This is a genomic window from Marinitoga sp. 1138 (assembly GCF_013363265.1).
In the GTDB taxonomy this organism is placed as follows: domain Bacteria; phylum Thermotogota; class Thermotogae; order Petrotogales; family Petrotogaceae; genus Marinitoga; species Marinitoga piezophila.
Genome location: NZ_LBFA01000006.1, coordinates 11,918 through 30,464, shown reverse-complemented (window position 1 = coordinate 30,464; position 18,547 = coordinate 11,918). Strand labels below are relative to the sequence as shown.

Here is an 18,547-nt window from a genome sequence, read left to right as displayed (position 1 = left end):
ACCATATTAGAGAGTTACTTTACCTCATCTCTATTAACTTTGTACCATATTCTTTCTTTTTTAAATAATGAAATAAATGAATTGAATACAATAATATATTCAAAAATAATCATAAAAGGTATTGTGATTAATGAATTAAAAATAATTCCAGGAAGTTTAATTTTTTTGTTTAAGAAAACAGAGGCTAATAGAGTTCCCCAGATTATTGTAAAGTAGTATAATAAAATATTTTTTGTGAGTAATGGATATTTAAAGGATATAGCAACAGCAAAAATTGGAATAAAAAGCATTATAATAACGAAAGCATTTAATATAAATACATCAAACCTTTTATTAACAGATGCTTTAAAAAATTCTTCTAATCCTCCAATATACCATCTTTTATGTTGAAAAAATAAATCTTTTAAAGAAGTTGCGTATTGAATTTCTGTTTTTGGTTCAATGATAAAAAACTGCGTAATACCTATTTCATTTAATTTTATTGCCATGTGTACGTCATCAACAAGGGTATTTACATCTATTGGCATAATTTTTTTAAGAATATCTTTTTTAATAAATACACCGTTTCCCATAAAAACAGCTTTTGAAAATATATTTGAATATAAAATATTTCTACTAAATTCAAAATAGATTTCCTGATAATCAAAGATTAATTTTTTATGGTAATTATAAGCTTCAAAGTCTACATATATCATTTCTGTATTTTTATTGGCAAAGTATCTTATATGTTTTTCAAGATAATCATCTGGAAGAATAGCATCAGCATCTAAGAATAATATAACATCCCCTGAAGCATATTCAAAGGCCTCATTTAATGATTGTGGTTTTCCCTGTTTTCCCTTTTTTTTAAAAACTTTGAGATTTGAAAATTTGTTTTCTAAATCTTTTAATATTTTATAAGTATTGTCTTTTGAATTGTCATCAATTACAATTATTTCGTAATTTTTATATGAATTCTTTTCAATACTTAGAATACTTTTTTCTATAACCTTTTCTTCGTTATAAGTTGGTATGATTATAGTGATTTTAGGATGTTGTATATCCTTTAAATCTTTCATTTTAAACATTGTTCTATATAAATTTATATATTTACCCAGCAACTGGAACATCATGGATAAAATAAGTGAATATAATATTATTTGCAACATTTTCATCCCTCGTTTAATTGGTTTTTATCAATGAATTTTCTTAATGCCAATCCAATTTTTTCAAGTAAAGAATACATATCTCTATTTTTATTTAATCGTTTTAATATGGTCCAGAATAACCATATGCCTACAATAATACCTATTGAATCGTATATTAAGTCCATCATTGTATCAAATAAGCTTCCTTCCTGAGCTAAACGATAACCGGGATATCCTGCAAAGATTAAATCAGAAGTAAATTCAAATATTTCCCAAATTGTTCCCATGCTTAATGCAACTGAAAAGGTATAAAAGTTGACTTTTAAAATAAGAGTAGGGATTTTTTGTCTTGAAAAAGTTAGTTCAAGAGATAATATCAGCGGGAAAATAATTAATGCCAGCCATATTCCTCCCGTTAAATGCAAAATATCATCAAAAGCATCATATTTGTCGTAAAAATCAAGGAAAAGTCCAAAAAAACTATGTAGAGCTATTTGAATTATGGTAAAAGTTTTAATTTCTTCAAAAATAACAAAATTTGTCATCCATTCAAAAGCCCATACAAAATAAACTCCTAATGCGTATATTGTATATCCAATAAAATATGGGAGATTAAAATTGTAAATTGAACCAATGATGGGAATTATATTTATAAGAGAAAAGAATAAGTTAAAATGATGAATTATTTTATAATACTTTTTATTTGGTGAAAATAAAGCTTCTCGTATTTCTGGTTCTTTAAAGAGAAATTTTGAAACTTCATAACTTTCTTTTTTTATATATTCAACTACTTTCAACAGGACGCCTCCTTAATTGAAATCAATCAAAATTTTTTTTAATTTCTTCGAAAGCTTTATCTATTTTTTCTTTTTCTTCTTTTGCAAGAATTAGTTTTTCTCTTGCTATTATAAGAAGGTCAAGACTTTTTTTGTATATTTCCAAAGCATATTCCACATCAAGATCATTGTTATGTTGAAAAGTATATGAAATCATTTCAAGCATAGACAAAATATCTTTAAAGGTCATTTTTTTAATATCACTTTTCTTTAAGGATAAAATTTCATCTATTGTCATTTTTTTCTCCTCCAATATTGTTATAATAATTTATACTTTCTATTTTCCCTTTGGCTTCACCATCTTTGAATTTGATTTCTACAGGATCTATTTTTAAATTTTTTATGGTATTGACAATTTCTCCATTTTGAATGACAATTGCACCGTTGCTTAAAAATGCACTAAATGGGCTATTTTGAGTTATTTTGATATATAATTCATCAATGCGTTGAAAGGACATATTTAATTTATTTTCCATATTTTTTTGAATAAGATTTTTTTCATTATTAATTACAGAAGAAAAGTTTATCAGTTTATTATTAATATGATTTGAAATTAAGTTTATAAAATCTAATCTGGAATTAAGTGCTTTCTCATTCATTTCAAAGAATTTGTTTATGTTATTGATTTTATTCGACATTTCCTTTAAGTATTTTTCTTGATTTTTTGTGATGTTATTAAAATAAATGGATAGATTTTCAGATAAGTTTTTTAGCTTAATTTCTGTTGTTGTAAAATTAGAGTTTATTTCATATATAATATTCTGAAATTTTTCATGTAATGTTTGGTGAAAGAACTCAATTTGATTATTAATAGCCCTTGCAACTTCGGTTGGAGTTGAAAATCTTATATATGAAACAAAATCAAGAATTGTGGTATCCTGTTCGTGCCCTATACCAGTAACAATTGGAATTTTGTTATTTGAAAAATAAGCTATATGTTGAGCCAGATTAAAATCATCAAAATACATTAAATCAGCCTGAGAACCGCCACCTCTTATAATAACTACTAAATCATAATCTATTTTTGATTTTAAAATATTTTTTAAAGCACTTATTATCCCTACAGGAACTTCTACCCCCTGCATGGGTGATGGATAAAGATGGATTAATGGTGGATATTTTGTTTTGTTTATATTTTTTACAAAATCTCCATAACCAGCTGCAGTTTCTGAAGAAATTACAGCTATTTTTTTTATTGGAGGTAACATTTCCAAAGTATTATTTGCTGTTCTTAAAAGACCTTCCAATTTAAGCTTATTTAAAATGACTCTTCTACGTTTTTCAAGTTTGGATTCACCTACTGGTGAAAGAGATTTTAAAGTAATAGCAATATTTGAAGATGATGGCCAAAAAGATAATCTTCCAACAATTTTCCAGCTTTTATTTTCTAAATCAGAAACATCTTTTAATTCTAAATTTTCAAGTAAAGTTTTTACATAATAACGTGAAAGGAATATGTTTATTTTGTATGTTTTACCAGTTCCTAAACGCTGAGACACCTCAATAAATAAATCTTTTGAGGTACTTAATTTAGCTCTTGATATATCTCCTATAAAAGTAATAGAATCAGAAAATAATTCAGTTGTTTTTAATTCTGAACTTACCCAATCTATTAAAGAAATTAAATCTTTAAACTGTTTCATTATTGCTATCTCTCCCGGATAAAACTACAGTAATTTCACCACGAACCTTATTTTCAGAAAAATGAGCCAATGCTTCGCTTACCTTTCCTCTAAATAATTCCTGATGTATTTTCGTCATTTCACGAGCTATAAAAATATCCCTATCGCCAATAATTTCCAGAATTTCTTTTAATGTATTGACAAGACGTTGTGGGGATTCGAAAAATACGAAAAGTATATCGATATCCTTTATATTTCTTAAAACTCTTCTTTTATTTTTTCCTCTTGGTAAAAAGCCATAAAACATATATTTAGATCCAGGGAATCCACTTAAAGCAATTGCAGCAGAAGGAGCATTTGGACCCGGAATAATGTCAATTTCTATTCCTTCCTCCCAGCATTTATTAATCAATTGGTATCCCGGATCAGAAATAACAGGCATACCAGCGTCGCTAACAAGAGAACAAATGTTTTTTTGCTTTACAATATCAAGAGCTTTTTTAAGTACTTTGTTTGCATTATATTCGCTAAAAGTAAATAATTCTTTTTTTCCAATTTCAAGACTATTTAGTAATTTTACGGTAACTCTCTTGTCTTCAACGAAAATAACGTCGGATTCTTTTAGAGTTTCAACAGCTCTTAAAGATATATCCTTCAAATTTCCAATTGGTGTTCCAATTATGTATAATTTTCCCATAAATTCACCTCAGTATAAAAAATAATTAATAGAAAAAACCGGCATTTAGCCGGTTTGGTGGTGCCGAGAGCGGGACTTGAACCCGCACGGGCAAAAGCCCATATGATCCTGAGTCATACGCGTCTGCCAGTTCCGCCATCTCGGCACAATTTTATTTTTGAATGACTTTATTGTTCTTCAGTATTATTATTGTTTTCTTCGACAACTTCGTATATTTCTTTATATTGAGAAACAATTTCATAAGTTAATGCCTTTAATGAAACTGTGAAATCAACATTTTCAACAGCAATATTTTCCGGCAATTGTAAAGCTATAGGTGTAAAATTCAAAATTCCCTTTATTCCTGTTTCAACTAACTGATCAGCAACCTTTTGTGCAGTTTTACCAGGAACTGATAATATAGCGATTTCTATATTTTTTTCAGAACAAACTTTTTTTAACTCTTTGATATCATACACAAGAACTCCTGCGGCGATTTGAGTTCCGATTTTTTTCTTATCTTTATCAAAAGCAGCTTTTATAAAGAAACCATTTTGTTCCAAACCGGTATAATTTGCAATAGCTGAACCAAGATTACCTACACCAATGATAGCTACATTCCATCTTCTGTGTAAACCAAGAATATTTTTAATTGACTTCATTAGTTTTGGAATATCGTATCCTACACCGCGTTTTCCAAATTCTCCAAAATAAGATAAGTCTTTTCTTATTTGACTTGCTTTTATTCCAAGTGATTCTGCAAGGTCTTTAGATGATGTTTTTTTTATTCCAGCACTTTCCTTGTTTTCGAGGCATCTATAATATATTGCCAATCTTTTAATTGTTGGTTTAGGTATTTTTGGATTTTTCATAATTACCCCCTGCCTATAAAAATTTATTTATTTTTCACAACGATATTTAATAATTTTCCTTTTACAAGGATAACCTTTTTAATTTCTGCATTTTCTACATATTTTTTAATTTTATCTAATTCAAATGCTTTTTCTTTTATTTCATCTTCGCTTGCAGATGCATCAACAATCATTTTATCTCTAACTTTTCCATTAATCTGGATAACAATTTCAATTTCATCAACTTTTAGAGCTTCTTCATCAACTGTAGGCCACTGTGCATTTAGCACGAAATCTTCATGTCCCATCATTTCCCACAATTCTTCAGCAAGATGTGGCGCAAATGGTGAAATAAGTATAACAAAATCTTCAGATAATTCTTTAAGTAAATCTTTATTCCATTTTTCTTGTGGAACAGAATTTAGATAGGCATTTAATTCGTTAATAAGCTCCATCATACCACTAATTGCTGTGTTGAATTGGAAGTTCTTTTCAATATCATTTGTTATCTTTTTAATCATTTGATGTAATTTTCTTCTTAAATTCTTCTCTTCTTTTGTTGTTAAGTTGATATTATTAATATTGCCATCTTTTGAGAATTCAATGATCTTTGTCATTGAATTCCACACTTTATTCATGAATCTTGCAACACCTTCTAATCCTGCATCATTCCATTCAGCATCTTTTTCAGGAGGACCCATAAATAACATGTATAATCTCAAGGTATCAGCACCGTATTTTTCTATCATTTCATCTGGTGAAACTACATTTCCCTTAGATTTTGACATTTTTGCTCCGTCTTTGTAAATCATACCCTGAGTAAAGAGATTTGAGAATGGTTCTTCAAAATTAACATAACCAAGATCATGAAGAACCTTTGTTATAAATCTTGAGTAAAGCAAATGCAATATAGCGTGTTCTACACCACCAATATATTGATCTACGGGAAGCCAGTAATTTACGTCATCTGAATCGAATGGTTTGTCCTCCATTTTTGGATTAATATATCTCAAATAATACCAGCTACTGTCAACAAATGTATCCATTGTATCAACTTCTCTTCGTGCGGGACCTCCACACTTTGGACATGTTGTATTTATAAAATCTTCGTTTGTTGCCAATGGACTTTTTCCAGTAGGTTCGAATTTTACATCTGTAGGTAATTTTACAGGTAAATCCTTTTCAGGAACAGGAACTGTTCCACATTTTTCACAATACACTACAGGTATAGGTGCTCCCCAGTATCTCTGTCTTGAAATTAACCAGTCTCTTAATTTGTATTGAATACTTTTTTTACCATAACCATTTTCTTCAAGCCACTCTACAATTTTTGTAAGAGCTTCTCTGTTTTTCATTCCATTGAATTTGTCGGAATTAATCATTATTCCATCTTCTGTGAAAGCTTCTTCTAAATCTTCTGCTTTTAATTCTTTATCTTTTGGAGTAATAACAACTCTAATTGGAAGATTGAATTCTTTAGCGAATTCAAAGTCCCTCTGGTCATGAGCTGGGACAGCCATAATAGCACCAGTTCCATATTCAAATAAAATGTAATTAGCAACGTATATAGGGATTTTTTCTCCATTTACAGGATTAACAGCATAACTTCCAGTAAATGCACCATCTTTTTTAGCTCCCTGCGCAATTCTCTTAAATTTATCTTCTTTATTTACTCTATTTAAGAATGATTCTACTTCTTCTTTTTGTTCAGGGGTTGTTAATTCTTCAACAAGTGGTGATTCTGGGGCTAATGCCATAAATGTAACACCCCATAATGTATCAGGTCTTGTTGTAAATACTTTTAATTCTTTATCTGTTCCGTCGATTTTAAAGTTAACTTCAGCACCAACACTTTTTCCTATCCAGTTTTTCTGCATTACTTTTACATTTTCAGGCCATCCTTCAAGTTTTTCGAGATCATTTAACAATCTTTCAGAGTAATCTGTTATTTTGAAATACCATTGTTCAAGTTTTTTCATTTCAATATCTGTTCCACATCTTTCACATTTCCCATTAACTACCTGTTCATTTGCAAGAACAGTTTTACAGCTTGGACACCAGTTTACAGCTGCATGTTTTTTGTATGCAAGTCCTTTTTCGTATAATTTTAAGAATATCCATTGTGTCCATTTATAATAATCTTCTGTACATGTAGCAATTTCTCTATCCCAATCATAACTTATACCGATTTTTTTAATCTGTTCTCTAATCGTTTCAATATTTTTAAATGTCCATTCTCCAGGATTTACGTTACGTTTTATTGCTGCATTTTCTGCAGGTAATCCAAATGCATCATAACCAAAAGGATGCAAAACATTGTATCCCTGCATTTTTTTATATCTTGCAACAACATCACCTATAACATAATTTTTAACGTGTCCAACATGAATAGTTCCTGAAGGATAAGGGAACATTGTGAGTACATAATATTTTTCTTTTTCATTCCTTTGTTCCGTTTTAAAAACATTTTTATCGGACCATTTTTTTTGCCATTTTTTCTCTATTTGAATATGATCGAATTCCATGATCTTCCCTCCTATTACCCAAGTGATAACTTTCTCATTTATTATACCAGATTTTTTGTGAAATATCAAATTTTATTTACCTCTTATTGTTGGAATATAAAGGTTTAGGTCCTCTGAAATATTATCAAGCTTTGAAGAAGGCATTTTTTTTAATCTGCGTTGGCCAGGTTCTTGAATTAAAAAGTAAACATTATCTGGATTTGCTGTTTGTATTTTGGCGTCATAAGGTATATCAATTGTATATGAGGTTTTTACAGACGGATCTTTAAAAAAATAAAATTTATAAGGATTTAATCCTGGTTTTAGCATTCCCTGAAATATATATTTGCTATTTTTATTTTTAATTCCTATCCAGACTTCTCTTGAGCCGGTAATATATATTTGAAAGTATCCTACATTCTGATCTTCCTGAGCTAGAGTTAGAAGTTTTTCAAGGTCGCTTAGATGTTTTTCAAGGTTTGTTTTATAGTTTATAAATTTTTCAACAACGCCATTAGGAGCAAAATATTTTTCTAATTCTGATAGTTTCAAATTCATTTGTGAAAGTGAGTCAGTTACCTTGGCATTTTGTCTATTGAACATACTTTCCATATAATTTTTGAATTTAGCATATCTAAATTCATTAGAAATTGATAATGTAATAGATATTATTGAAAGCAATATTGCTATGTATAAAAGAATGCGTGTGAACTTCATAATGTCCCTCCATTGGATATGGTATTATTTACATATTTCATTACTCTATTTGCTATTTTTTTGAATTTTTGAATGGTATTATCAACCTTTTTCTTTGGAACGCCAATATTTTGTGAAATTTCATCGTATGAATTATTTTCCAACCACATTTTTACAATATCTTTTTCCAGGTCTTTCATTTGATCTATAGTTCTTTCAAAAATATAATTATATATAGCCGATTGATGAAGATCAACTTCTGAAGGTACTTCAAAGTAATAATCGGAATCTTCAGAATAGTTTTCAAACATTGATTCAATACTTACAGCATCAGAAAGAACTTTATTTTTTTCTCTGTTGAGATATGTAATAAAAGATTTTATTTCAGAAGAAATATTAAGATAAGCAAATGTAGAGAATTTGGTGGTTTTTTCTTCATTATATGAATAGACAGCCTGAATTAATCCAACATAACCAATTTGCATTAAATCTTGAAATTCTGCCCAGGCACCAAAATATTTAGAAGCAATAGATATGATCATTGGCTCGAATTTAGCAATGATCATATTTAATGCTTCATTATCTCCAGCTTGTGCTAATTTAACAAGTGCTTTTTCTCTTAAGGTACGTAATTTATATTTACTCATATTATTTCACAACCATATATAAAAGGTGTTCAGCAGTATCATAAAAACTTTTTGAAAAATGCAATTCTAATTCTAATACGTCAGCCCAATATTTTGAGAAATCTTCATTAAATTCCCAGGTAAATGGCATTATTGAGAAAATATCAACTTTTTTAAATTTTTTGTGTAAAAGATTATATAAGGAATCATAAGTAAAAAGGTTAGATTTAAATGACATTATATTTGAAACCCCCACCTTCGCAGTTTTGAATTTCTCCATTGATTTTATTATACCAAATTCTTTTGAAAAAAAAGCATCGAGGATAAATTTATTTAAATTATCGACAGTTCCAATAAAGATACCGTCTTTTTTTAAAACACGGTATACTTCTGAGATAAATAAGTTTATATCTTCAGAATAGCTTAATACATCTCCCATAGCAATTATAATATCAAATGAGGAATTTTCAAAAGGTAAATTTTCTCCAATTCCTTTAAAAACTTTTAAATTTGTTTTTTTAAATCTTTCTTTAAGCGTATTAACCATATTTTCAGCAGGTTCTAAGGCATAAACATCGAAACCGTTATCAAGGAAAATTTTACTCCAAAAACCAGTTCCTGCTCCAATGTCGAGCAATTTCCCATTAGAAATATCTATATTATTAAAAATAATTTTTTCAGAAACAGCATTATGCATTTGCCAGTATGAATCCTCATACATTTCATCATATTCTTTTGCTATTTTGTTGTAATATTCCCATGATTTCATAAATGTTCCTCCAGAGAAAAATAAAAATATAAAATAAAAACCCCGAATTAATCGGGGTGTTACTATGGAGCAGGTGATGGGACTCGAACCCACAACCTCTGCCTTACCAAGGCAGCGCTCTAACCTGTTGAAGCTACACCTGCAAACCCAGTCTATTATACTATAAACTTATAAAATAGTCAAGAGTTTTTCTAAAAAAATAATCTATAAAAATAAAGAAAAGCCGGTTTTACCCGGCTTCTTATAATTCAACTATTTTAACTTCATCTCCTGTTTTTAATAATGCAGCATTTGCTTCATCTGTATCAACATGAAATTCTAAAGCATATTTTGGACTTACCCTTACTAAAACGTCACCAAAAATAAGTTTTCTATCTCCTTTATCAACAATTACATATACAAGGTCTTTATCTTTAACGCCATATTTTTCTGCATCTTCTGGTAACATGTGAATATGTCTTTTTGCAAGAATTAAACCTTTTTTAATTTCAACTGAACCTTTTGGTCCTATTAATTTAATTCCAGGTGTTCCATCTAAGTCTCCTGAATCTCTAACAGGTGCTGTTACTCCTAATTTGAAAGCATCTGTTTGTGAAATTTCAACCTGTGTTTCTTTTCTAACAGGACCTAAAACTCTTACTCTTTCTATTTTTCCTTTAGGGCCTTCAAGAGTAACAACTTCTTCAGCTGCATACTGACCTGGCTGTTTTAAATCTTTAATTGGATGTAATTCATATCCTTCACCGAATAAAATTTCTAAATCTTCTTTTGAAAGATGAACATGTCTGTTTGAAACGCCAACAACAATGCCTGGTTCCTTTACTTTCATTATAATACACCTCCGTATTTAAATAATATTTCCTTTTTTAGGAGAAATTAAAGGTTTTCTTATTACCATTTCTATATTTTTAGGTTTTACTACTTCAATATTCAAAGGACCTCTTCTTACAGATATCCACCCAAGGCCCGGCAATGCCAACTCTTCGTTTTCTTCAATCATCACTATTTCTTTTTCATATTCAATATCTAAAGGATAATTTTTCTCATATGGCGGATATAAAACTTCGCCTATTCTATTTTGCAATAAATCTTCCACGCGTTCTTCTTTGGTTTGATGGAAAGAAATATTTTCAGGTGCAAATATTAAGAATATTGGTTTTAAATCATCATGAGCAGGTGATAATATCTTAAATCTAAATAGTGAACTGATAAATATAACTTTTCCAACGTCGGGTTTAAATGTTTTTCTGCTAATAGTTCTTTTAGGAATCATTTCAACCTGAGTGTATATGTCAAAAAAATCTGTAAATCTATTATTTGTTTCAATTCCAGGTGTATCATATAATTCAATACCATAATCAGAAATTTTTCTCCTTACAACTCCTAAAGTTGTTCCTGGAAATGAACTTGTTGTTATTTTTACATTTGTTATTGTATTAAGTAAAGATGATTTCCCAACATTTGTTGTGCCAACAACAATAGCCTTATTAATATTTTGCCCTTTTAAAATCTTCATCAATCTATTTATACCAAAATTCTTTTTCGCACTTATTAAACGAATATTATCTTTTTTAATATTTAAGTCATTTTTTACTCTTTCTAATACCCAATCCTTTAATTCAGCAAAAGCAACGCTTTTGGGAAGTAGATCAACTTTGTTGATGATTAAGAATACATTTTTATCTTTTACTAATTCAAGTATTTGTTTGTCATAGGTACCTTCAAAATCAATTATATCAATAACCCATAGAACGGTATCGAAATTCTTGATAATCTTTTTTAATTCAGAAAGGAAATTAATATCGATTTTCATAGGCATTAATTCGCCATAATGTTTTAATTTAAAACATCTCTGGCATAATGCTTCTTCTTCATTTGAAAGGAATTTCTCAAAAACATGTTCAGGTAAAAAACCAGGCTTTTGAGGGTCAACAGTTTGTATTTCAACTCCGCAACCGTGACATTTCATATACAATCACCCCATTTTTATTTTGTTATTGAAAAGAAAATTAAACCAAGATATTCATGAAATGCGAGCGCATTAGCATATAATGCAGATATATCAGGTTTAAAATCTATCCATGTAACTTTTCCTCTGGTAACTAAATAGTTTGAAGGAACAGGAATAATTTCAACATCTTTTATATATGTTTTAAAAATTTTATATGAACGTGGTAAATGAATAGCCGATGTAACAAGATATACCTTTTCTAATTTCATATTATCAATTAAGTTTTTTACAAAAATAGCATTTTCTTTTGTTGTCATCGAATCAGGTTCCATAAATATGTCTGATGGTGAAACCCCAAATCTTACAAGATATTCCCTCATTACTAATGCTTCTGGTATATAATCAGTTTCTGGTAAACTTCCACCGCTAATGACTATAGGAAATTTTGTATTTTTATATAATTCATATCCCTTAAAAACCCTTTTGAAAGCCTGATCAGATAATTCTCCTATTTCTTCACCAGGAATGTTTTGAATAGAACCTCCACCGAGAATCACTATTATAGAAGGAATATTTTTATCTATTTTTTCATAGTTAATTGGTGGATATAAATCTTCCAAAGGGCGAGTAATATATCTTGCACTATATGGAATTGATAATAGGTAAATTATAGCCGCGACAATTATAACATACTTTTTGAAATTTTTCTGTTCCTTTGATTTTAATAAAAGGAGAATTACAAGGGCAACAAATAAACCCGGTAATTCAATAAAAGATTGTATAATTTTTCTTATTATTATTACCATAAAACCCTCCTTTTAGCATTTGAAAAATTAATCCCAGATTTCCGGTTCAACTTTTAAGTCTTTATTATATTTTTCTTTAACAATTTTTTTTACATGATTAATAAGTTGCTGAACATCTTCAAAAGTAGCATTTTCTTTATTTATAATAAAACCTCCGTGTTTTTCGGAAATTTGAGCTCCTCCAATTGAAAATCCTTTTAAATTGAGTTTTTCAATTGTGGTGCCTACATAAAAAGTTGGTTCTGGTCGCTTGAATATGCTTCCTGCACTTGGATATTCTAAAGGTTGTTTACTCCAGCGCTTTTCCAACAAATTAAAAATCTCTTGTTTTATTTTTTCATGAATTCCCTTTTTTAATGCAATTGTTGCCCCTAAAATAATCAGATTATTTTTCTGAAAAATACTTGTTCTATAACCAAACTTACAGTTTGAATTACCTAAAAAAAGTATTTTTTTTGATTTTAGATCATAAACTTCAACAGTTTCGATTATGTTTTTCATTTCTCCACCATAAGCACCGGCGTTCATAAATATTGCACCGCCTAAACTTCCGGGAATTCCACATGCAAATTCCATTCCGCTTAAACTATTTTCCAATGCTATAAAAGACAATCTTGAAAGCGGAATTCCACTTTCAGCAATAATTTTTTCATTTTCAATTTCATATCCAGAAATATATTCAGTACTTATAACAACAAAATCATGAAATTTATCGCTAACAATTAAATTAGCACCACCACCTATTATTTTATACTCTATATTATTTTTATCAAGATAATTCAAAACCTCAATAAAAATATTTTTTGTTTTTGGAGTAACATATAATGCTACTTTTCCCCCAATTCTAAAAGTTGTGTGTTTAGACATGGGTTCGTTTATTAAAACATTACAACCCATAAGATATAAATCTTTTGCTATTGTTTCAAGGTTGTTCATTTCAACATCCACTCCAGCATTTCTGATATTTCATCACCTGCTGGATGTTCTTTAACTATAGGTAATAAATCTTTATTTTTCACCAACATTTTTTGTATAGAATCAAGAATTAATGCTTTTTGCTGTTTAGAAATATTTTCAGTATATTTATTGAGTAAATAGTTAATGCTTTTGCTAACAGGAAGTTCAGCCATTGCCATAACAGCCAATTCCTGTATTTCGCCTTCATCGTTTAAATAAGTAGCAAGAATATCAAGATATTTCTCATCTTTTGTTAGTCTTAATAGTGCCTCTATGATTATTGGAAAAGCTCTTTCATCAGAATAAAGTTCGAGCATTCTTTCAAGATATGGAGCTAATTCTTTACATTCTAATTCTGATAAGATGTCTATTAAATATAACATGACTACATCATCAAGATTTTTTTGATTGAATCTTTTTAAAAATTCTTTAAATAAGTATTCTTTTGCTTCAGCACCCATTATATCTATTATATCCATTATTAGTTCATATGTTTCAGCATCACTGTCTTCCATCATATCAATCAATATAGGAATAGCTGTTACACCTTTTTCCTCGATTATTCTTTGTATAACATCTTCTCTTTTCATATTATTCCACCTCTTTTTCAAATACTATTTCACCATACATTTCTTTTATCTCTTCTATTCTTTCATCTTTGTTTAATTCCTTTAAGTTTGAGAAGGTTATTCCATCCTCTTCGTATTTGTAAATCTTAAAATGTTTATCGGCATAATTGGCAACCTGAGGCATATGTGTTATTACAATTAATTGTTTGTTTTTAGAAAAGTCCTTTAATTTTTTACCTATAATATCAGCCATTCTCTGGCCAACACCAGAATCAATTTCATCAAAAAGCATTGTTTCGACAATATGCATATCTCCAAGCGCCTTTTCTATAGCTAAAACAATCCTTGAGAGTTCACCGCCTGAAGCAATTTTTTCAATAGGTAGTAATGGCGATTGTTTAGTAGTTTTAGCTTTTAATCTTATACTATATGTTCCATATCTTGAAGGTTCTTCTAATTTTGAAAATTCAAACTTAATTTCTGTATGTTCCATATTTAAATTTTTGAGTTCTGTTTTAATGGATTTTTCGATTTTTTTAAGAACCTTTTCCCCCTGAATCTTTATTTCTTCACCAATTTTGAATAACTCTTTTTTTATTTTGTCCATAGTTGGTTTTAATTCATTTATAAGCTTTTCCAATGAAAGAAGATCATCTAATTCTTTTTTAAATGAATTATAATGTTCAAAGACATCCTCAAGAGTAGGCCCATATTTTCTTTTTAAATTATTGATTTCGCTTAATCTATTTGATATTTCTTCAAATTTTTCCGGGTCACTTTCAATTTCGTATAATTTATTTTCAACTTCACTGTATAATTCGTTTATTAAATCCTGAATTGAAACGGCAATATCGAGTTCTGAAGAATATCCATATTCAGAAATATCAGATAAATCATCAACAACTTCTCCAATTAAAACATCTATGTTTTCTTCTTCATCTTTTAATAAAGCTAATGTTTTCGAAAGTTTATTCTTGATTTCTTCTATATTGCTTAATTTCTTATATTCTTCACGTAATTTTTCATCTTCATCTTCTTCTGGGGAAATGCTTTCTATTTCGTCAATTTGGTATTTTAATATATCAATTTTTCTATAAATTTCAGAAGGATCATCAGGAATTTTACTCATTTTGTTTTTTAAAGTAGTATATTCTTTAAATTTTAAATTATATTTTTCAATAAGAGAATTCAATTCCTTTTTTAGTATATTATATGCCAATAAATTGTGATATGAAGGTGTCCTTAATAATACTTGGGAATCTTGAGTATGAACTTCCATAACATATGAACCAATTTTTTCTAAAAAACTTTTTGGGATAATAGTTCCATTAGCTCTAAAGACAGCTCTTTTTTCGGTGAAATTTACATTTAAAATAATCTCGTCATTTTCTAAATTTAAAAAATCTTCAATTTCTTTTTTTATTTCATCAGAAACAGTAATAAAAGCTGAAATAGATCCATTTTCTCCTCTCAAGTTTTTTGGTATATTACCACTTAATAATGATATTAGGGCTTTAATAAACATGGATTTTCCAGCACCAGATTCTCCGGTTATAACATTTAACCCTTCGGAGAAATCAACAGAAATATCTTTAAATAATCCAAAATTTTTTATTGATAATGAATGAATCATATGGCACCTCCAACATCCGTAGATTATTTATATTTTACCTCATTTTCTTTAATTTTAGAAATCATTGTAATGAATTCAAAAATTTGACGATTGTAATCATTTATGTTATAATAAATTTAACCTTAATTTTACTTTAGTTTAAGAGGGAGAGATGAAAATGAAAGATTATATTTTCTATTTAAATGAAAAAAAAGAAACTCTTGTTTCACCTACAAGAAAAGTAGAGGTTAATATTGATGAAATAATGGAATTTGATAATTATTATGGTATAGAAAGAAAGTGGATAACACTTGATAATCATAATTCCATAGAAAAAATTAAAAGATTAGTTATACCTGAAAAATTAATAATGCTTACCACATTTAAAACAGCTTTTAATTCACCTCTTAAAGATTATTTGATTTACATTGACTTCGGTAAATATTCATCAAAAAATAACAGTATTGAATTTATAGATTTAGAATTGGATATTATTATAAAAAGAGATTTGAAATTTGTAATTGATGATATGGATGAATTGATTTTGGAATATAGAAGAAAAAATATCCAGCAATCTGATTTCTTTAATGTATTGGAATATAGCACATTTTTAATAAATCATTTTGAACAACTTGGTGTTTTAAACACATTAAAACAAAATTTGTCTGATGAATCTATTGAATGGTTATTAAATATTTAGGATTATTGAAAACTACGGTGAAATATTTATTGAAGCCTATTTAATGTAAATTCAGGAGCGATTAAAATGAAATATCTTGTAATTGGTAAAAAGGAAGATTTTAAAAAAATATTAGATGAAATAACACTAAAAACAAATAATAAAATGCAATTTGGCGGATATTTAAATCCGAATCCGACCTCGTTTAAAGAAAACCTAAAGTATTTTGATAGGATTTTAATTGCCGATCCTTCACTGGAACATTATATAAAAAAAGAGTTAGAAGATGCACAAAAGAATGGTTATATTATAGAAATATTACCTGAAATTGCTGAAAAATATTTACAGAGAATTCCTTTAATTGTATTAAAAAAATTCAAATATTATTATTCTGAATTTTTTATTGAAAAAAGTGAAAATAGATTTCTTGATATAATTATAACTTTATTATTTTTAATTATTGCTTCACCATTATTAATAGTAATATATACCATAAACTATTTTATGTTAGGGAAACCTGTAATATTCAAACAAACTCGAGTTGGGAAAAATGAAAAAAAATTTTTGATGTATAAATTTAGAACAATACACAATAATCATATTAATAAATTCTGTAAGTTTTTAAGAAAAACAAGGCTTGACGAATTGCCGCAATTTTTTAATGTATTAAAAGGAAATATGAACTTTATAGGTCCAAGACCGGAAATGATTTCATTTCATGATATGTGCATGGAAAATATAGAATTTTATAATTATCGTCTTTTGGTAAATCCTGGTATTACAGGCTGGGCTCAGGTTAAATTTAAATATACAACAAACCTGGAGGATTATAAAATAAAAACAGAATATGATCTTTATTATGTAAAAAATAAAAGTTTGTTACTCGATATAAAAATATTATTATTAACCTTTTTAGCAATTTTTAAAGATCAAGGTTCTTTATGATATTTACAAATATAAAATTTTATGGTATAATAGGATTGCAATTTATGGCCCCATAGGATAACGGCTAGTCCATCGGATTCTCAGTCCGAGAGTCGGGGTTCGATTCCCCGTGGGGCTGCCATAAAAAACAGCGACGTTTATTAAAACGTCGCTGTTTTTTTATCAAGTTTTTGTTAAATAATTGATTTCCCAGAAATTCCACAGATATTCTGGTCCTTTTTTATATAATAATTTTAATGAATCAAGTTTTTTATTGTTTGAATGCCAGAAATCTATAATGGCGAACATTCCTGATATTGCAATATATTTATCCCAATAATTATTTGCTGTAATTCCCTTTATTAAAAGATTTTTATCTAATTTATTTTTCAATTTTTCTTTTAACATTTCATATGAATATTCTCTTTTTTTAATATATTTTTTTTCGTTCCAATTAATTTGTTCTATGTTATTTGAATAGGATAAAAAATGTGCAAATCCCTCGTCAAAAAATAAATATTTTAATTGATTTTCGATTTTTTGTGGATATTGAAATCTTTGATGAATGTAGTAATGAGCTAATTCATGAGTGATTAATAAGGATATATTTTCTTTTAACTTTGGAAGATTGTCAATATTTTTTCCAAGTAAATATATATCGAAAATCATCAAAGTATTTCCGTTTTCATCATATCTTATCATTGCTTCGTAGGGAGATGGAGCGCCAATGATTGGGAAAATAATGAAGCTATTATCTGTATTATCAGATATTTCAAATATATTTTTCCATATATTATAATTACAAGGTTTAAATGAAAAAATGATATTTTTGAATAAATTATAAGTGTTTTTAATTTTTTGATAAGATTCCTCTGGAGGTGCTTCAAATAAAATTTTTCCATTTTCAATAAGAGAAAAGATTTTATTGTTTGAGATTTTTTTTAAATTTTTTTCCATTAAATATGTATCTATTATTTCTGTATTTATTTTCATTTTCCATTTTTCTCCTTTCATGAGTTTTTATATTTAATATAATATATTATACATTATTTTTGGTGGAAGACTTTACTTTTTGAAATTTTTGTAGTATAATATACAAAAATTATTATAAAGAGGTTTTGTGTATGGGAAATTATTATAATAGAAATATAGTTGTAAATACAAATTTTAATAGAGTAAATTGGTGGTGGACGCCCGGTGGGTGTCTACTGCTTTGTCATGCTTCGGAAAATGAGGCATTAAAGCGAGTGATTATTAATTAATGTAGGCAGTCACCGGATATCCAAATTGGATATCCGGTTTTTTTATTTTAAATTACAAATTTGAAAGAAAGGGGTTGATT

General features: G+C 28.1%; 19 protein-coding genes and 3 tRNA genes. 3 read left to right on the top strand and 19 right to left on the bottom strand.

Annotated features, from left to right (window positions below):
- Window positions 1-14: 14 nt before the first annotated feature.
- From XO11_RS02010 to XO11_RS01925, 18 genes are all read right to left on the bottom strand, one after another.
- Window positions 15-1,148, bottom strand: coding sequence for a glycosyltransferase family 2 protein (locus XO11_RS02010; protein ID WP_014295885.1), 1,134 nt, complete (start codon window positions 1,146-1,148; stop codon window positions 15-17).
- Between the two features lie 2 nt (window positions 1,149-1,150).
- Entirely contained in the window at window positions 1,151-1,924 is a 774-nt protein-coding gene (locus XO11_RS02005; protein ID WP_014295884.1) for a hypothetical protein, read from the bottom strand.
- Between the two features lie 22 nt (window positions 1,925-1,946).
- Window positions 1,947-2,201 (bottom strand): hypothetical protein, encoded by a 255-nt coding sequence (locus XO11_RS02000; protein WP_014295883.1) that lies wholly within the window; start codon window positions 2,199-2,201, stop codon window positions 1,947-1,949.
- Complete coding sequence (xseA, locus tag XO11_RS01995) at window positions 2,188-3,606, bottom strand: exodeoxyribonuclease VII large subunit (RefSeq protein WP_175418088.1); 1,419 nt, start codon at window positions 3,604-3,606, stop codon at window positions 2,188-2,190. The genes XO11_RS02000 and xseA overlap by 14 nt, the downstream gene beginning before the upstream one ends.
- Window positions 3,593-4,282 carry a 16S rRNA (cytidine(1402)-2'-O)-methyltransferase gene (rsmI, locus tag XO11_RS01990; protein WP_014295881.1) on the bottom strand — a complete coding sequence of 230 codons (690 nt, stop codon included), beginning with the start codon at window positions 4,280-4,282 and terminating at the stop codon, window positions 3,593-3,595. Before rsmI ends, xseA begins: the two co-directional genes overlap by 14 nt.
- A 58-nt stretch (window positions 4,283-4,340) precedes the next feature.
- Window positions 4,341-4,427 (bottom strand) — tRNA-Leu (locus XO11_RS01985).
- Window positions 4,428-4,449: 22 nt separating this feature from the next.
- Window positions 4,450-5,133, bottom strand: a complete 684-nt coding sequence (locus tag XO11_RS01980) for a redox-sensing transcriptional repressor Rex (RefSeq protein WP_014295880.1) — start codon at window positions 5,131-5,133, stop codon at window positions 4,450-4,452.
- Between the two features lie 23 nt (window positions 5,134-5,156).
- The gene (leuS, locus tag XO11_RS01975; protein WP_014295879.1) at window positions 5,157-7,637 is read right to left on the bottom strand and encodes a leucine--tRNA ligase; all 2,481 of its coding nucleotides are present in this window, start codon (window positions 7,635-7,637) and stop codon (window positions 5,157-5,159) included.
- A gap of 72 nt (window positions 7,638-7,709) precedes the next feature.
- Window positions 7,710-8,333 carry a hypothetical protein gene (locus tag XO11_RS01970; protein ID WP_014295878.1) on the bottom strand — a complete coding sequence of 208 codons (624 nt, stop codon included), beginning with the start codon at window positions 8,331-8,333 and terminating at the stop codon, window positions 7,710-7,712.
- Window positions 8,330-8,959: a sigma-70 family RNA polymerase sigma factor gene (locus XO11_RS01965; protein ID WP_014295877.1), complete on the bottom strand. Its 630-nt coding sequence runs from the start codon at window positions 8,957-8,959 to the stop codon at window positions 8,330-8,332. Before XO11_RS01965 ends, XO11_RS01970 begins: the two co-directional genes overlap by 4 nt.
- Before the next feature lies 1 nt (window position 8,960).
- Entirely contained in the window at window positions 8,961-9,707 is a 747-nt protein-coding gene (locus XO11_RS01960; RefSeq protein ID WP_175418087.1) for a class I SAM-dependent methyltransferase, read from the bottom strand.
- A gap of 65 nt (window positions 9,708-9,772) precedes the next feature.
- Window positions 9,773-9,850, bottom strand: a tRNA-Thr gene (locus XO11_RS01955).
- 98 nt (window positions 9,851-9,948) lie between these two features.
- A complete protein-coding gene (gene pduL, locus XO11_RS01950) occupies window positions 9,949-10,536 on the bottom strand; it encodes a phosphate propanoyltransferase (RefSeq protein ID WP_014295875.1) in 588 nt (195 codons plus the stop codon).
- 18 nt (window positions 10,537-10,554) lie between these two features.
- Window positions 10,555-11,676 carry a ribosome biogenesis GTPase YqeH gene (yqeH, locus tag XO11_RS01945; RefSeq protein ID WP_175418086.1) on the bottom strand — a complete coding sequence of 374 codons (1,122 nt, stop codon included), beginning with the start codon at window positions 11,674-11,676 and terminating at the stop codon, window positions 10,555-10,557.
- Between the two features lie 17 nt (window positions 11,677-11,693).
- Window positions 11,694-12,464 (bottom strand): YdcF family protein, encoded by a 771-nt coding sequence (locus XO11_RS01940; RefSeq protein WP_175418085.1) that lies wholly within the window; start codon window positions 12,462-12,464, stop codon window positions 11,694-11,696.
- 27 nt (window positions 12,465-12,491) lie between these two features.
- The gene (murB, locus tag XO11_RS01935) at window positions 12,492-13,412 is read right to left on the bottom strand and encodes a UDP-N-acetylmuramate dehydrogenase (RefSeq protein WP_368494355.1); all 921 of its coding nucleotides are present in this window, start codon (window positions 13,410-13,412) and stop codon (window positions 12,492-12,494) included.
- On the bottom strand, window positions 13,397-14,011 hold the full coding sequence (locus XO11_RS01930; protein ID WP_014295871.1) for a hypothetical protein: 615 nt from the start codon (window positions 14,009-14,011) through the stop codon (window positions 13,397-13,399). Before XO11_RS01930 ends, murB begins: the two co-directional genes overlap by 16 nt.
- Window position 14,012: 1 nt before the next feature.
- The gene (locus XO11_RS01925; RefSeq protein WP_175418084.1) at window positions 14,013-15,623 is read right to left on the bottom strand and encodes a DNA repair protein RecN; all 1,611 of its coding nucleotides are present in this window, start codon (window positions 15,621-15,623) and stop codon (window positions 14,013-14,015) included.
- A gap of 157 nt (window positions 15,624-15,780) precedes the next feature.
- On the opposite strand from XO11_RS01925, the gene XO11_RS01920 reads away from it, so the two are divergent.
- The 3 genes from XO11_RS01920 (at window position 15,781) to XO11_RS01910 (ending at window position 17,347) form a co-directional block, all read left to right on the top strand.
- Complete coding sequence (locus XO11_RS01920; RefSeq protein WP_041638434.1) at window positions 15,781-16,302, top strand: DUF402 domain-containing protein; 522 nt, start codon at window positions 15,781-15,783, stop codon at window positions 16,300-16,302.
- 66 nt (window positions 16,303-16,368) lie between these two features.
- The gene (locus XO11_RS01915; RefSeq protein WP_254873287.1) at window positions 16,369-17,226 is read left to right on the top strand and encodes a sugar transferase; all 858 of its coding nucleotides are present in this window, start codon (window positions 16,369-16,371) and stop codon (window positions 17,224-17,226) included.
- A 46-nt stretch (window positions 17,227-17,272) separates the two neighbouring features.
- Window positions 17,273-17,347 (top strand) — tRNA-Glu (locus XO11_RS01910).
- A 41-nt stretch (window positions 17,348-17,388) separates the two neighbouring features.
- On the opposite strand, the gene XO11_RS01905 is transcribed toward XO11_RS01910, so the two are convergent.
- Window positions 17,389-18,198 (bottom strand): hypothetical protein, encoded by an 810-nt coding sequence (locus XO11_RS01905; RefSeq protein WP_014295813.1) that lies wholly within the window; start codon window positions 18,196-18,198, stop codon window positions 17,389-17,391.
- Window positions 18,199-18,547 lie beyond the last annotated feature (349 nt).

Bases quoted from the DNA above. Each gene is read 5' to 3' on its own strand.
- XO11_RS02010 (WP_014295885.1), bottom strand. From the start codon at position 1,148: ATGTTGCAAATAATATTATATTCACTTATTTTATCCATGATGTTCCAG.
- XO11_RS02000 (WP_014295883.1), bottom strand. From the start codon at position 2,201: ATGACAATAGATGAAATTTTATCCTTAAAGAAAAGTGATATTAAAAAA.
- xseA (WP_175418088.1), bottom strand. From the start codon at position 3,606: ATGAAACAGTTTAAAGATTTAATTTCTTTAATAGATTGGGTAAGTTCA.
- rsmI (WP_014295881.1), bottom strand. From the start codon at position 4,282: ATGGGAAAATTATACATAATTGGAACACCAATTGGAAATTTGAAGGAT.
- XO11_RS01980 (WP_014295880.1), bottom strand. From the start codon at position 5,133: ATGAAAAATCCAAAAATACCTAAACCAACAATTAAAAGATTGGCAATA.
- leuS (WP_014295879.1), bottom strand. From the start codon at position 7,637: ATGGAATTCGATCATATTCAAATAGAGAAAAAATGGCAAAAAAAATGG.
- XO11_RS01970 (WP_014295878.1), bottom strand. From the start codon at position 8,333: ATGAAGTTCACACGCATTCTTTTATACATAGCAATATTGCTTTCAATA.
- XO11_RS01965 (WP_014295877.1), bottom strand. From the start codon at position 8,959: ATGAGTAAATATAAATTACGTACCTTAAGAGAAAAAGCACTTGTTAAA.
- XO11_RS01960 (WP_175418087.1), bottom strand. From the start codon at position 9,707: ATGAAATCATGGGAATATTACAACAAAATAGCAAAAGAATATGATGAA.
- pduL (WP_014295875.1), bottom strand. From the start codon at position 10,536: ATGAAAGTAAAGGAACCAGGCATTGTTGTTGGCGTTTCAAACAGACAT.
- yqeH (WP_175418086.1), bottom strand. From the start codon at position 11,676: ATGAAATGTCACGGTTGCGGAGTTGAAATACAAACTGTTGACCCTCAA.
- XO11_RS01940 (WP_175418085.1), bottom strand. From the start codon at position 12,464: ATGGTAATAATAATAAGAAAAATTATACAATCTTTTATTGAATTACCG.
- XO11_RS01930 (WP_014295871.1), bottom strand. From the start codon at position 14,011: ATGAAAAGAGAAGATGTTATACAAAGAATAATCGAGGAAAAAGGTGTA.
- XO11_RS01925 (WP_175418084.1), bottom strand. From the start codon at position 15,623: ATGATTCATTCATTATCAATAAAAAATTTTGGATTATTTAAAGATATT.
- XO11_RS01920 (WP_041638434.1), top strand. From the start codon at position 15,781: ATGAAAGATTATATTTTCTATTTAAATGAAAAAAAAGAAACTCTTGTT.
- XO11_RS01915 (WP_254873287.1), top strand. From the start codon at position 16,369: ATGAAATATCTTGTAATTGGTAAAAAGGAAGATTTTAAAAAAATATTA.
- XO11_RS01905 (WP_014295813.1), bottom strand. From the start codon at position 18,198: ATGAAAATAAATACAGAAATAATAGATACATATTTAATGGAAAAAAAT.